The 13,651-nt window shown below is 71.3% G+C and carries 14 protein-coding genes and 1 tRNA gene; 9 read left to right on the top strand and 6 right to left on the bottom strand.

Annotated elements, in window-relative coordinates; genetic code table 11:
* Nucleotides 1-79 precede the first annotated feature (79 nt).
* The 4 genes from Bequi_RS02780 (at nt 80) to Bequi_RS02765 (ending at nt 3,889) form a co-directional block, all read left to right on the top strand.
* Nucleotides 80-1,066 (top strand): ABC transporter ATP-binding protein, encoded by a 987-nt coding sequence (locus tag Bequi_RS02780; RefSeq protein WP_249736426.1) that lies wholly within the window; start codon nt 80-82, stop codon nt 1,064-1,066.
* 3 nt (nt 1,067-1,069) lie between these two features.
* A complete protein-coding gene (locus tag Bequi_RS02775) occupies nt 1,070-1,897 on the top strand; it encodes an ABC transporter permease subunit (RefSeq protein WP_249736425.1) in 828 nt (275 codons plus the stop codon).
* Between the two features lie 120 nt (nt 1,898-2,017).
* A complete protein-coding gene (locus Bequi_RS02770) occupies nt 2,018-3,691 on the top strand; it encodes an alpha/beta hydrolase (protein ID WP_249736424.1) in 1,674 nt (557 codons plus the stop codon).
* A gap of 125 nt (nt 3,692-3,816) precedes the next feature.
* Nucleotides 3,817-3,889: transfer RNA gene (locus tag Bequi_RS02765), tRNA-Thr, on the top strand.
* A gap of 209 nt (nt 3,890-4,098) precedes the next feature.
* Here Bequi_RS02765 and Bequi_RS02760 read toward each other — a convergent pair.
* The 4 genes from Bequi_RS02760 to Bequi_RS02745 all read right to left on the bottom strand — a co-directional run bounded on the left by Bequi_RS02760 (nt 4,099) and on the right by Bequi_RS02745 (nt 7,365).
* Nucleotides 4,099-4,818 (bottom strand): hypothetical protein, encoded by a 720-nt coding sequence (locus Bequi_RS02760; RefSeq protein WP_249736423.1) that lies wholly within the window; start codon nt 4,816-4,818, stop codon nt 4,099-4,101.
* Nucleotides 4,815-5,615: an ATP-binding cassette domain-containing protein gene (locus tag Bequi_RS02755; RefSeq protein WP_249736422.1), complete on the bottom strand. Its 801-nt coding sequence runs from the start codon at nt 5,613-5,615 to the stop codon at nt 4,815-4,817. Before Bequi_RS02755 ends, Bequi_RS02760 begins: the two co-directional genes overlap by 4 nt.
* Nucleotides 5,612-5,977: a GntR family transcriptional regulator gene (locus tag Bequi_RS02750; protein ID WP_249736421.1), complete on the bottom strand. Its 366-nt coding sequence runs from the start codon at nt 5,975-5,977 to the stop codon at nt 5,612-5,614. Before Bequi_RS02750 ends, Bequi_RS02755 begins: the two co-directional genes overlap by 4 nt.
* 218 nt (nt 5,978-6,195) lie before the next feature.
* Nucleotides 6,196-7,365, bottom strand: a complete 1,170-nt coding sequence (locus Bequi_RS02745; protein WP_249736420.1) for an RtcB family protein — start codon at nt 7,363-7,365, stop codon at nt 6,196-6,198.
* Between the two features lie 221 nt (nt 7,366-7,586).
* Between Bequi_RS02745 and Bequi_RS02740 the strand changes: the two genes are divergently transcribed.
* On the top strand, nt 7,587-8,087 hold the full coding sequence (locus tag Bequi_RS02740; RefSeq protein WP_283774560.1) for a Fur family transcriptional regulator: 501 nt from the start codon (nt 7,587-7,589) through the stop codon (nt 8,085-8,087).
* A gap of 44 nt (nt 8,088-8,131) precedes the next feature.
* Nucleotides 8,132-9,652, top strand: coding sequence for a catalase (locus tag Bequi_RS02735; protein WP_249736419.1), 1,521 nt, complete (start codon nt 8,132-8,134; stop codon nt 9,650-9,652).
* Between the two features lie 92 nt (nt 9,653-9,744).
* Here Bequi_RS02735 and Bequi_RS02730 read toward each other — a convergent pair whose 3' ends face one another.
* Together Bequi_RS02730 and Bequi_RS02725 are read right to left on the bottom strand one after the other, a co-directional pair.
* A complete protein-coding gene (locus Bequi_RS02730) occupies nt 9,745-10,128 on the bottom strand; it encodes a universal stress protein (protein WP_249736418.1) in 384 nt (127 codons plus the stop codon).
* Between the two features lie 50 nt (nt 10,129-10,178).
* Complete coding sequence (locus Bequi_RS02725; protein WP_249736417.1) at nt 10,179-10,829, bottom strand: lysophospholipid acyltransferase family protein; 651 nt, start codon at nt 10,827-10,829, stop codon at nt 10,179-10,181.
* Nucleotides 10,830-10,934: 105 nt separating this feature from the next.
* On the opposite strand from Bequi_RS02725, the gene Bequi_RS02720 reads away from it, so the two are divergent.
* The 3 genes from Bequi_RS02720 (at nt 10,935) to nrdI (ending at nt 13,648) form a co-directional block, all read left to right on the top strand.
* Nucleotides 10,935-12,473 (top strand): Gfo/Idh/MocA family oxidoreductase, encoded by a 1,539-nt coding sequence (locus Bequi_RS02720; protein WP_249736416.1) that lies wholly within the window; start codon nt 10,935-10,937, stop codon nt 12,471-12,473.
* Nucleotides 12,474-12,969: 496 nt separating this feature from the next.
* A complete protein-coding gene (nrdH, locus tag Bequi_RS02715) occupies nt 12,970-13,227 on the top strand; it encodes a glutaredoxin-like protein NrdH (protein ID WP_249736415.1) in 258 nt (85 codons plus the stop codon).
* Nucleotides 13,228-13,249: 22 nt separating this feature from the next.
* Nucleotides 13,250-13,648, top strand: a complete 399-nt coding sequence (gene nrdI, locus Bequi_RS02710; RefSeq protein ID WP_249736414.1) for a class Ib ribonucleoside-diphosphate reductase assembly flavoprotein NrdI — start codon at nt 13,250-13,252, stop codon at nt 13,646-13,648.
* Nucleotides 13,649-13,651 lie beyond the last annotated feature (3 nt).

Below are 13,651 nucleotides of genomic sequence, written 5' to 3'. Positions count from 1 at the left end.
AGCGGAGCCGACGAAAGTCGCGCCGGGACGGAACCTGCGCCGGATCCCCGGGCGACGGAGCGGGCGAGAGGGTGATGGCATGAGCGAGAACCCATCCGTGACCCCGGCGCCGCCCTCTGCGGCCGCCCCCGTGCGCATCGAAGTGCGCGACCTCAGCAAGCGCTACGGCGAGCACCGCGCCGTCGAGGGCCTGAGCTTCACCTGCGAGCCGGGGACCGTGACCGGGTTCCTCGGCCCGAACGGCGCGGGGAAGTCGACCACTCTGCGCATCCTCACCGGCCTCGCGGAGCCGAGCGGCGGGCAGGCGCTCATCGACGGCGTGCGCTACCGGGATCTGCCCGCCCCCGGGCGCCGCATCGGCGTGATGCTCGACGCGCGCGCCCTGCACAGCGGCCGCACGGGCTTGGAGACCCTGCGCCTGGCCGCGATCGCCGCGGGCATGCCCAGGGGCCGCGCCGACGAGGTGCTGGCGCTCGTCGGCCTCGAGGGCGCCGGCCGCAAGCGGGTGGGCGGCTACTCCTACGGGATGCGCCAGCGCCTCGGCATCGGCGTCGCCCTGATCGGCGACCCCGCCGCGCTCGTCCTCGACGAGCCCGCCAACGGCCTGGATCCCGACGGCATCCGCTGGATGCGCCGCCTGCTGCGCTCCTTCGCCGACGCGGGCGGGACCGTGCTGCTCTCGAGCCACCAGCTCTCCGAGGTGCAGGCCACCGCGGATCGCGTGCTCGTGATCGCGGGCGGACGCCTCGTGCGCGAGGGCGCGCTCGCCGAGGTCACCGCCGGCGGCGGCACGCGCGTGGCCGCCACGGATCCCGTGCGGCTGCGGCAGGCGATCGACGCGGTCGGCGCCGCGTGCACGCCCCATGGGGACGGCGCACTCGACGTGGCCCTCGATGCGGCCGACGTCGGCCGGCTGGCCCTGCACCACCAGCTCGTCCTCACCGCGCTGCACCCCGTCGAGGACGGCTCCCTGGAGGACGTCTTCTTCACCCTGACCGACGGCGCCCGCGGTGACGCCGGCTCTCCCGTCGGCGCTCCCGCCGCCCCGTCCCTCCTGGAGGTCTGACCCATGAGCACTGCCCTCGCCCGCCCCGCCGCCCCGCACTCCGCGTCGCTGCCCTCCGCAGGCCCTCGACCCTCCGCCGTGCGGCCCACCCGCTCCCTGCGGCCCCTGCTGGACCTGCGCCAGTGCGTCGACACCCGCGCGATGCGGGCCGTGCTGCTGGTGACCGCCGCGATCATGCTCGCCGTCATCGCCCTCTCGTCCGTCCTGCAGGTCACTCTCCTCCCGGACCCGATCGCCGACTTCTCGCTCACGCTCACCCTGCTGAGCCTGCCGCTGTCGGTGCTGCTCGCGGTCATCACCGCGATGGCGGTGGCCGGGGAGTGGAGCAGCGGGGCCATGCAGTCCACGCTCCTGCAGCGGCCCCGCCGCGGCGGGGTGCTCGTCTCGAAGGTGCTGGCCGCGCTGGTCCTCAGCGCCGCGATCATCGCGGCGGCTGCTCTGCTCACCGCGGGGGCCACCGCGCTGACCGCCGCGGTCGCTCGCATCGCGCCGAGCTGGGAGGGCGGGGCGCAGACCCTGCTCGCCTCCAGCGCGCACCTGCTGGCGGGAGCGCTGTTCGGGATCGCCTGCGCCATCCTGCTCCAGAGCACGGCTCTGGCCTGCGTGGTCGCGATCTCGGTGCCGTTCATGGTGCCGCTGATCGCGAGCATCGCCGCGGCCGTCGGGGTGGAGTCGCTGGTCTCCGCCGTCGCGTGGGTCGACCTCCCGCAGGCCGCGAGGGACCTCGCCGCCGGCCGCGCGGAGCCCTCCGCCCTCGGCGCGGTGCTGCTGCTGCTCGTGGTGCCGTCGGCCATCGGAGCCTGGCGGTGGAGCCGGCGCGAGCTGGGCTGAGCCGCCGCCCGCGGCGGGCGGCGGGCACCTAGGATGAGGAGCCCGGCGCCCGGCGCCGACAGTCCTGCACGATCCGCACCGCCCCGCCCTCCCGGGCGGCCCAGGACCCCAGGAGATGCCATGCGCCCTGTCACCCGAAACCGTCGATCTCACGGACGGGCCGCGCTGCGCGCGATGACCGCCGCGATCGCCGGAGCGCTCCTGCTGGCGGGCTGCGACCTGCTGCCCGTGAGCGGGGGCGACGACGGCGCATCCGACGGCGGCTCCGCCTCGTCCAGCGCGACCGCGAGCCCGGGCGGCTCCGGCAGCGACCTGCCGCTCGCGGAGCTGGGAACGTCGGCCGCGATGGATCTGCCGACGGATCCCGCGACGGACCCCGCCTACGAGGCGTTCTACTCCCAGCGGGTCCAGTGGGGACCCTGCGAGGCGGACGTCACCGCCGACGCGAGCCAGGCCGTCGAGTGCGGGACGGTGCGCGTGCCGCTCGCCTGGAACGACCCCTCCGGCCAGACCATCGATCTCGCCGTCGTGCGGGTGGCGGCGGGAGGCGAGGCGAAGGGATCGCTGTTCGTGAACCCGGGCGGTCCCGGCGCCTCGGGCGTCGACTTCGTCGCCCAGAACGCCTCGTACATCTTCAGCCAGCCCATGCGGCAGGAGTTCGACATCATCGGCTTCGACCCGCGCGGCATCTCCCGCTCCGCGGGCATCGAGTGCCTCGATGACGCCCAGACCGACGAGTACCGCGCCGACACCTACGACGGCTCCACCGACGAGGGGCTCGCGCGCTCGGTCGAGTGGATGAAGAAGATCGCGGCGGCCTGCGAGGAGCACTCCGGGGCGGTCCTCCCGTATCTCGACACGTACTCCGCTGCGCGCGACATGGACGTGCTGCGCTCCGCGGTGGGCTCCGAGAAGCTCGACTACCTGGGCTACTCCTACGGCACCTATCTCGGCTCCTCGTTCGCCGATCTCTACCCCGAGCGCGTGGGCCGCTTCGTGCTCGACGGCGTGATGGACCCGTCGATCACGGGCGATGAGCTCACGGAGGGCCAGGCCGGCGGCTTCCAGCATGCGATCGAGCAGTTCGTGGGCTTCTGCCTCGAGCAGCAGGAGTGCGCCCTGCGCGGGCCGAGCGTCGAGGAGGGCGTGGAGCAGCTCGAGGCGCTCATGGACTCGATCGCCGAGAACCCGATCCAGACCTCCGACCCGGATCGCCCCCTCACGGGCGCGCTCGCCTCCGCAGGACTGTCGCTGCTGCTGTACGGCGACGAGAACTGGAGCTTCGGCGTCACCGGACTGAACGCCGCCGCGAACGGTGACGGCACCCTGCTGCTGATGTTCGCCGACCTCGGCGCCGAGCGCAGCGACGACGGCACCTACACCGGCAACGCCCTGTATTCGATCCTGGCCGTGAACTGCCTCGACCATCCGGGCATCGCCGACTTCGCGTGGCAGCAGAAGGAGACCGAGCGGCTGCTCGAGAAGTACCCGGCCGCCGGCATCACCGCCTACAGCCAGACCATGTGCGACCAGTGGCCCGTGAAGCCGCTGCGGGCCCCGGCCGAGATCCACGCCCCCGGCAGCGATCTGATCGTCGTCATCGGCACCACGGGCGACCCTGCCACGCCGTACCAGTGGGCGCAGAGCCTGGATGCGCAGCTCGACAACTCCGTGCTGCTGACGTTCGAGGGCGACGGCCACACCGCCTACGGCCGCTCCGGCGGCTGCATCGAGGCGGCGGTCGACGCCTACTTCCTGCAGGGGACCGCCCCTGCCGATGGGCTCACCTGCTGAGCTGCTGAGGTGCTGACCTGTTGACCTGCTGACCTGCTGAGAGTGACGAGCCGCTCACCGGCTCGCTTTGCGCCCCCGGCCTGGGATCTCGTAGAGTGGACCGGCCTGCCCTAGCGGGCAGGCGTGCCGCCTTAGCTCAGTCGGTAGAGCGAATCACTCGTAATGATTAGGTCACCAGTTCGATTCTGGTAGGCGGCTCCGCAGCACAGAAGGCCTCTCACCCGGTGGTGAGGGGCCTTCTTGCATGGCACAGACTGCCGAGCGAGGGGGTTGACGGGGTGCGGGACGCACATCTGGATACCCATTCGGATTGCGCGCGCACGCCGTCCCTCCGGTCAGTCGCATGAGGGGACCCGAGATCGGGTGATCTCGGGTCCCCTCATGCGACTCGCTCCGCCAGGCGCGTGTCAGACCTCCAGTCCCGCAGCGACGCGGCGGGTGATCGAGTGCGCCAGGGCGGCGACCAGGGCGGCGATCCCGATGCTGACCAGCAGCTCGGCGAGCGCCGGCAGCGCATCGAAGCGGCCCGAGAGGTTCGTCAGCCCGAGGAGCACGACGCAGACCAGCACCCCCACGAACCACGGGAAGCGGAGGAAGATCAGCGCGATCATCTGCCCGAGCATCGCCGCCGCGGCGGCGGTCACGAGGACGCGCAGCGGCGCGACAGCGGGATGCAGGAAGCCCTCGCGCAGCTCAGGGGCGGGCTCGAGGATCAGCGCGGGCAGCACGGCCACCACCATCAGTGCGGTCAGCGCGAGGACCACCGTGCCGAGGAACGTCGCGTCGGCGCGCACGATGGCGCGGCGGGTCATGCCGGCGGCGATCGATACCCGGCTCGAGCTGCCGATGACGATGCCGTAGACGAGCGCGGCGACGGCGGCCGCCCCGCTCAGCCCGAGCGGCACCCGCCACAGGGAGGTCGACGAGAGCGGGCCGACGTTCCACCCGGTGCCGTCCTGCCCGGGCTCGCCCTGCTCGACCAGGCGGGCGAGGGCATCGATGTGCACGAGGGCGTAGCGGATCGCGTAGGCGATGGCGATGACGGCCAGGCCGATGAGGATCAGCATGCGGATCTCGCGCCACCAGGCGCGGGTGCTGCTGGTCAGGGTGCTGGTGCGGGTGGTCATGATGCCTCCTCTGCGATGCGGATCATGATGTCGGTCAGGCTGGGCAGGGAATCGCCCGTCCGGTGGCGCTCGCGGATCTCGTCCACGTCGCCGTGCTCGACGACGGTGCCGCGATGCACGTAGATGACGTCCTCGAGGAGGTCGGAGATCTCCTCGATCAGGTGGCTGGAGAGCACGAAGGTGCGCGATGTGCGCGTGTACTCCGCCAGCAGCTCGTCGTAGAACTGCCGCCGCACGACGGCGTCCATCCCGAGATGGACCTCGTCGAAGATCGTCAGCGGAGCGCCCGAGGCGAGGCCGAGCACGGCGCAGAACGCTGAGAGCTGGCCCTGGGAGAGGCTGTCCGGGGTGTCCTTGTCGGCATCGAGCTCCCACAGGCGCAGGAGCCGGTCGGCCAGTTCGCCGTCCCAGGCGCGGGTCTCCTCCCACAGCTCGAGCGTGCTGCGCAGCGGCTCGCTGTCGTAGATCCTCATGGAGGCCCCGGAGCCCATGCCGGAGGCGACGTAGGCCGTCCCGGCCATGCGCGCGGCGTCCTCCCAGGGGGCGGAGCCGTCCACTTCCACGGTCCCGCGCGTCGGGCGGAGCTGGCCGGCGAGGATCTTCGCGAGCGTGCTCTTCCCGGCGCCGTTGCGGCCGAGGAGGCCCGTGATGGTGCCCGGTCGGATCTGCGCGGAGAGTGAGCGCAGGGCGGGGGAGCGGGAGGAGAGCGGTCGGTGGTAGTCGTAGTCGAGGTCGCGGATGCTCGCGCCCCAGCCGGTCTTCCCGGCCGTCGGGGCTGCGTCGTGGGCGGCGGTCATGAGTCCTCCAGGATCGAGTCGACGTGGTCGCGGATGGCGGATGGGGCGAGGCCGAGGCTCAGTCCGCGCCGGATGGCGGGGCCGAGCACGTCGTCGAGGTAGCGGGAGCGCCCGCTCGCCCGCAGGATCTCGGGGGCGTCCTCGGTGACGAACATGCCGATGCCGCGCCGCTTCTCCACGAGTCCCTCCTGCACGAGGGCGGCGAAGGCCTTGTTCGCGGTGGCGGGGTTGATCCGATAGGTGGTCGCGTACTGGGTGGTGGACATGAGCTGGTCTCCTGGGCCCAGGTCGCCGTCGGTGATGCGCGTGCGCACGTCCTGGGCGATCTGGAGGTAGATCGGTGAGTCGGACGAGAAGTCCATCGAGCCTCCCTGGTTAATTACTTGAGTAACTAACCATAGAACCCGGGTAGTGCGCAACCCCCTCCCGGTACGCGTCCACGCAGCGATGCCCCCCGCCTCGCGAATCGCGTCAGGCGAGACGAGACCGGGTGGTCTCGTCTCACCTGACGCATCTCGCTTCCGCTCCGAGAGCGCGTCCGTGCACGGTGTTGGCGGGTGGATGGCCTTCCGTGGCCCGCTCAGTCGCCCTTCACGTTCACGATCTGGCGCAGCGTGTGCCGGATCTGCACCAGGTCGGCGGCGTCGGCCATGACCTGGTCGATGTCCTTGTACGCCGCGGGGATCTCGTCGAGGAACGCGTCGGTGTCGCGGTACTCGATGCCCTCCATCGCCGCGCGCAGCTGCTCCCGGGTGAAGGTGCGCCGCGCGGAGGAGCGCGAGTGCACCCTGCCCGCGCCGTGCGGAGCGGACTCGAGAGAGGCCCGGTCGCCCTTGCCCTCCACGATGTAGGAGGCGGTGCCCATGGAGCCGGGGATCAGCCCCATCTCGCCCTCGCCGGCGCGGATCGCTCCCTTCCGCGAGACCCACACCTGCTTGCCCGCGTGCTTCTCGGACTCGGTGAAGTTGTGGTGGCAGTTGATCCGCTCCTGCTCCTCGACCCTCGTGCCGACCCACTCGGAGATCTGCCGCAGCACGCGATCCATCATCTCCTCGCGGTTCAGCAGGGCGAAGTGCTGGGCCCAGCGCAGCTCCCGGATGTACTCCGTGAACTCCCTCGTGCCCTCCACGAGGTACGCGAGATCGGGATCGGGCAGCGCGATCCAGTTCCGCTTCGCGTACTGCGCAGCGACCCTGATGTGGTGCTGGGCGATCTTGTTGCCCACCCCGCGCGAGCCCGAGTGCAGGAACGCCCACACCCGATCCTGCTCGTCCAGGGAGATCTCGATGAAGTGGTTGCCGGAGCCGAGCGAGCCCAGCTGGTGGCGCCAGTTGCCCGCGTAGCTGCCGGGATCCAGGCCGATCCGCTCTGCGCGCTCCTCGAGGTCCGCGATGCGGGGCTCGGCGGTCGCGACGATCTTCTTGTTGTACGCCCCGGCCGACAGCGGCACCGCCCGCTCGATCTGCTCGCGCACAGCGGCGCGGTCGGCAGGGAGGTCGCTCGCGACGAACTGGGTGCGCACGGCGATCATCCCGCAGCCGATGTCGACGCCGACGGCGGCGGGGATGATCGTGCCGAGCGTCGGGATCACCGAGCCGACCGTCGCTCCCTTGCCGAGGTGCGCGTCGGGCATCAGGGCGAGGTGCGGGTGGATGAAGGGGAGCGAGGCGGTGGTGATGGCCTGCTCGCGGGTCTTCTCATCGAGGATGCTGGCCCAGGACAGCAGGCCCTGGGCGATCTGGGTGGGCATGGAGATTCCTTCCGTGATGCCGGCGCGCGGCCGGTCGCCGCGATTGCGGCGGAGGGCCGACGCTACGGGGGCGGCCGAGGGAGGGCGAGCGATTTTCCGTCGGCCGACGCGCCGCGCACTCCTCGCGCCCAGCCCCGCACTCCCGCACCCCGTCCCCCTCCGCGCCCAGTACGGCCCACCTTTCTTGGACTCAGTCCAGGAAAGGTGAGTACGGTGGAGCCATGATGACGCAGCGTCAGGTTCAGGAGAGCGGGGTCCGGCCGGACTCCGTCGCCCTCCTGCGCGGCGCCGGTCTGCGGGTCACCGCATCGCGCGCCGCGACGCTCGATGCGCTCGCCGGCCACGGGCACCTCGACGCCGAGAGCGTGATCGCAGCGGTGCGCGCCCAGCTCGGCAGCGTCTCGCGCCAGGGGGTGTACGACGCCCTGCGCGCGCTCGTCGGCGCGGGCCTCGTGCGCTCGATCAGCCTCGACGGCAGGCGCGCCCTGTTCGAGCTCGAGCAGCACGACAACCACCACCACCTGGTGTGCCGCGGCTGCGGCCGGTTCGAGGACGCGCCGTGCGCAGAGGGCTCTGCCCCCTGCCTCGACTCGCCCGCCGTCGGCCGCCACGGCTTCGCCATCGACCAGGCCGAGGTGATCTACCGCGGTCTCTGCCCCGCGTGCCAGGGCCGGCAGGCCGGATCCCCCGCGGATCGGGCCCACGCCAGCCCGGCCCCATGAGTTGACCCGTCCCGTCCATCCGCCCTATTCGCCCAGGAGGAACAATGACTGACTTCGATCGCACGGCCGTTCCCGGCCACGACTCCACCAAGCCCTCGACCACCGAGGCCGGCGCGCGCCGCGAGAGCGACGCGAACTCCCTGAGCCTCGGCGCCGACGGCCCGCTGATGCTGCACGACGTGGCGCTCGTCGAGAAGCTCGCCCGCTTCGACCGCGAGCGCATCCCGGAGCGCAGCCCCCACGCCAAGGGCTCGGGCGCTTTCGGCGAGCTCGAGATCACCGAGGACGTCTCGCAGTGGACCAAGGCCGGCGTCTTCCAGAAGGGCGCGAAGACCCCGATGCTCGCGCGGTTCTCGACCGTCGCCGGCGAGCTGGGCTCGCCCGACACCTGGCGCGACGTGCGCGGCTTCTCGCTGAAGTTCTATACGCAGGAGGGGAACTTCGACATCGTCGGCAACAACACGCCGATCTTCTTCGTGCGCGACCCCATGAAGTTCCCCGACTTCATCCACAGCCAGAAGCGCACCCCCGATTCGGGCCTGCGCAACAACAACATGCAGTGGGACTTCTGGACCCTCTCCCCGGAGAGCGCCCACCAGGTCGCCTACCTCATGGGCGACCGCGGCCTGCCGAAGACCTGGCGCCACATGAACGGCTACGGCTCGCACACCTACATGTGGGTCAACGAGGCCGGGGAGAAGTTCTGGGTCAAGTACCACTTCATCTCCGAGCAGGGCGTCGAGTTCCTGACGAACGATGAGGCCGAGGCGCTCGCCGGGAAGGACGCGGACCACCACCGCCGCGACCTGTTCGATGCGATCGCGGGCGGCGACTTCCCCTCGTGGAGCGTCGAGGTGCAGGTCATGCCCTACGAGGATGCGAAGGGCTACCGCTTCAACCCCTTCGATCTCACCAAGACGATCTCGAAGAAGGACTACCCGCGCCACAAGGTCGGCCGCTTCACGCTGAACCAGAACCCGGTCAACCACTTCGCGCAGATCGAGCAGGCGGCGTTCTCGCCGGCGAACACGGTGCCCGGCACCGGCATCTCGCCCGACAAGATGCTCATCGGCCGCGTGTTCTCCTACCCGGATGCGCAGCGCAACCGTCTCGGCACGAACTACAACCAGCTGCCGGTGAACCGCCCGATCATCGACACCAACTCGTACGACAAGGAAGGGGCGATGAGCTTCTTCCACACGGGCGACGCCCCGGTGTACGCGCCGAACTCCTACGGCCGCGCCTACCAGGACGAGCAGGGGAGGGTCGACAACGGCTGGGAGGCCGACGGCACGCTCGTGCGCGCCGCCTACACCCTCCACGCCGAGGACGACGACTTCGGCCAGGCCCACACGCTGGTGCGCGAGGTCATGGACGAGGCCGCCCGCGAGCGCCTCGTGGAGACCGTGACGGGCACCCTGCTCGGCAGCGTCGAGGAGCCCGTGCTCTCGAATGTCTTCCAGTACTGGAAGAACATCGACCAGGAGGTCGGCGAGGCGATCGAGCGCTCGTACCGCGAGCAGTCCGGCGAGCAGGTCCCCGGAGCGGACCCCATCGCCGAGTGATCTGAGGCTCCCGGGGCCGTGAGGCCCCGGGAACGGCCGACGGGCCGCCCACCATCGCGGTGGGCGGCCCGTCGTGCTCTGCGGGGGTGCGGTCAGACGACCAGCACGTCGCAGGGCACCGAGAGCAGAAGCTTCTGCGAGGTGATGCCCAGCAGGTGCGCGCCGAGATCGCGGCCGCGCCGGATGCCGAGCACGAGCAGCTCGGCGCGCTCGGTCTCCACCAGGTCCAGGAGCACCTCGGAGATGTCGTGCTGCGCCTGCTCCTGGCGGATGTCCACGCGCACCGGTGCGCCGCGCAGGCGGTCGGCCGCGGCATCGAGATCGCCCGGGTGCGCGTGGCGCGGATCGGCCTCGTCGCCAGGGCGGATAACGTTCACCACGATCAGGGGGCCGCCGCGCTGGGTCGCCTCCGCGAGGGCGGCGTCGAGCGCCTCGAAGCCCACGGGGGTGGGGATGAAGCCGACGACGACGGCCATGGTTCCTCCTCGCGGGCAGGATGCGGACCGCTCCATGCTACGCGGCGCGCTCAGGACTGCGCGCGCTCCTGGCCGGAGAGCTTCTGGATCTCCTGCATGATCCGCTCGGTCATCAGGCGCCGACGCGCGCCGACGGGAAGATCCGCGGGGATGTCGGAGAAGTCGACGGGTGCGCCGAAGTGCGCTTCGGCGCGATGGGCCGACGGCAGGATGCTGCCGTCGCGGAAGAGCTTGTCGGTGCCCTTCAGGCCCAGCGGGATCACGGGGCAACCGGACTCGTGGGCGAGCCAGGCCGCACCGGGCAGGCCCTTGTGCAGCAGGCCGTCCTTCGAGCGGTGGCCCTCGGGGTAGATGCCGAACACCTCGCCGCTCTTCAGCACCTCCAGGGCCACCTTCAGCACGCCCTGGCCGGAGCTCATGGTGGCGCGGTCGAGCGGGATGGTGCCCACGGTGTTCATGAACCACTTCTGGGCGCGGCCCTTGAGGCCCGGCTGCTTCCAGAAGTCGTCCTTGGAGACGAAGCGAACGTGCCGCGGGGCGATCACCGGGATCAGGAACGAGTCGACGTTCGCCAGATGGTTCGAGGCGACGATGACCCCGCCGCTGCGGGGGAAGTGCTCGAGACCGGTCACGCGGGGCCTCCAGATGAGGCGGACCAGCGGGGTCGCGGTGGTGCGGACTGCAGAGTAGAACGTGGGCACGCCCCTACGATAGCGAGCATCCGGGCAGATCAGCGCCGTGTGGTAGAACAAGCCACGTGCCTGCGGGCGCGCCCGCCTGCGAGCCCTGCGAGGAGAGTCTCCCTGATGCCGAGCATCCTGAACATCGCCGTCATCGGTGCCGGAACGATGGCCCAGTCGATCCACCTGCCGCTGCTGAAGCGCCGCTGGGACCGCTTCGCGGTGACGGCGCTCGTGGACCACTCGCCGCGCCGCCGCCGGGAGTCGGCCGAGGTCTGGGGGATCGGCGAGGAGCAGCGCTTCGAGACCGTCGGCGATCTCATCGCCGGGGTGCGCGCGAAGACCGTGAAGGTGGACGCCGCCGTGCTCGCGACCGACGGCCTGCACGTCGACGACCTGCTGGCGCTGATGAAGCGGGGGATCCCTACGCTCGTCGAGCCGCCGCTGGGATACTCGGGCGCGGAGGTCGAGCGGATCACCGCCTTCGAGCGCGTGATGGGCCGGCGCCTGGTGATGATGGCCTACCCCCAGCAGTACGACGAGGTCGTCTCAGAGGTGGCAGGCGAGGTGCGGGCGCGCGATGTGCGCATGATCGACCACGAGATCCTGATGCCGGCGGCGGCGCCGCTGTTCGGCCATTCCCATGTCACCGCCGCCGCCTACGACCTCCCCGCCGAGGCGCGCGCGGAGCGCCGCCAGGGCCTGCAGGATGCCGTCATCGCGGGATCCGGGGAGGCCGCCACCCAGCGCGACCGCGATCTCTACGTGAAGGGCCTGCTGACGGGCATCGCGCACCAGCTCGCGGTGACCGAGCGGATCTACGGTCCGATCACCCGCATCGAAGCGGTGCGCCATTGGCCCAAGGGCGTCATCCCGGGATCCATCGAGCTGCTCGGCGAGCTAGAGGGCGGAGAGCCCGTGCGCCTGGTCTGGCACTACCTGCCCTTCGCCCCGCAGTACTCGGAGCGCTACGAGGTGCTCTCGGCCCGCAAGCGCATCGACCTCGAGCTCGCCCCGCCCTCGTTCCTCGACGCCCGCTCCAGCATGGCGGTGCGCGAGAAGTCCCACGGCCAGATCCTCACCACCTCCCACAGCTCCGCGCTCGGAGCCGCGGAGGCGATGTGGGAGGCCTTCCACGCCTTCGTCGACAAGGGAGAGGCGCCCCTGTCGGGCGCGGCCGAGGCTGCGGCGGAGGTCGCGCTGCTGCGCGAGGTCCTCGCCGCGATCGTCGGGGCCGACGGGCGCTCGCTGGACCCGGAGCCGGCCGACGACGCCGAGGGCGAGACCGAGGGGGAGAGCGAGACGAGCACGGAGGGCGTCCCGGCCGCTGACCCCGCGCTGAGCCCGGCGGCCGCGCAGGCGGATGCTGCCGAGGCGAGCGCGCCGTCCGCGCCCGTAAGGGACGCAGCCGGCACGACCGCCGCGAGCGCCGACGAGCCCGTCGGCACGCCGTCGGAGCCGAATGCGCTCGCCGATCTCGATCCCCTCGAGATCGACCCGTCCCTCGCGGTCGCGGCTTCCGACGCCTGGTCGTTCGAGGTGCAGGGCGACAGCACGGTGACTCCGCTGACCCCCGAGGAGCTCGCCGAAGACGATCTGCCCGCCCCGCCCCCTGCGCCGGCAGAGCCCGCAGGCGGCTCGACCCGCGCCGAGCGCGAGGACTGAACCCCCTCCGCCCGGATCCTCCGGGCCCCGTCGCAGCGCGGCGCAGCCTCCGGGCGGCGCCGCGCTCGTGCGTTCCGGGGCCCGGCGACACGCCCGGCGGCAGAGGTCCTCGGCACGGATTCCGGGCGAGATCCTTGCCACCCGCACCCTTCTCGGCGGTGCTGGATCCACCGCCCGGATGCGGTCCGGCGGGCCCGTCCACCGGCTTGTCCACAGCATCCCAGCAGGCGGCGGCCATTCGTCCCCAGCGGGCGCGGTTCGTCCACACCCATTGCACACATCGATGTGGATGACACTCGTGTAAGTCAGTACATCTTGTGGTGCTCCGATGGGTGGACCACTAGGTGTAGTGTTGGCGGAGCCGGCGCGAGAGCGTCGCAGATCGGGCCCCGGTCCCCGGGAGCTGCCCCGCAGACCCCCTGATCACACCGCAGAAGCATCCCTGAACACCCTCGCTGCGCCCTGCGCCGCGAGCTGCAGAAAGGCCCCGCCGACGATGGCTATCACCGTGTACTCGAAGCCCATGTGCGTCCAGTGCGACGCGACCAAGCGCGCCATGAACAAGGCCGGCATCGCGTACGACCTCGTCGACATCACCGAGGACGCCGCCGCGCTCGAGCGCGTGAAGTCCCTCGGCTACGTGCAGGCCCCCGTCGTCATCGCCGGCGAGGACCACTGGTCCGGCTTCCGCCCCGACAAGATCAAGGCGCTCGTCGCCGCCGGCGCGACCGTGCGGCAGTCCGCAGCCGTCTGATCCGCCGCAGGAGGCGATAGAGATGGGGATCCTCGTCTACTTCTCCTCTGCCTCCGGCACCACCCACCGCTTCGTCCAGAAGCTGGGTCTGCCGGCCGCCCGCATCCCCCTCCTCCCCAAGGAGGAGCCCCTCGTCGTGGACGAGGAGTACGTGCTCCTCGTCCCCACCTACGGCGGGGGCAACGGGCGGGGGGCGGTGCCCAAGCAGGTCATCAAGTTCCTCAACGACGAGCGCAACCGCCGGCTCATCCGCGGCGTGATCAGCGCGGGGAACACCAACTTCGGCGAGGCGTACGGACTGGCGGGGGACATCATCTCCGCCAAGTGCCGCGTCCCGCACATGTACAGATTCGAGCTCCTGGGCACGCCGCGAGACGTGCAGCAGGTGCATGACGGATTGGAGTCGCTGTGGCAACACTGACCG

The sequence above is a fragment of the Brachybacterium equifaecis genome (assembly GCF_023509525.1).
Taxonomy (GTDB): Bacteria; Actinomycetota; Actinomycetes; order Actinomycetales; family Dermabacteraceae; genus Brachybacterium; species Brachybacterium equifaecis.
Note: the sequence above shows the minus strand (reverse complement) of the source record. Positions and strands in the feature narration are given on the sequence as shown.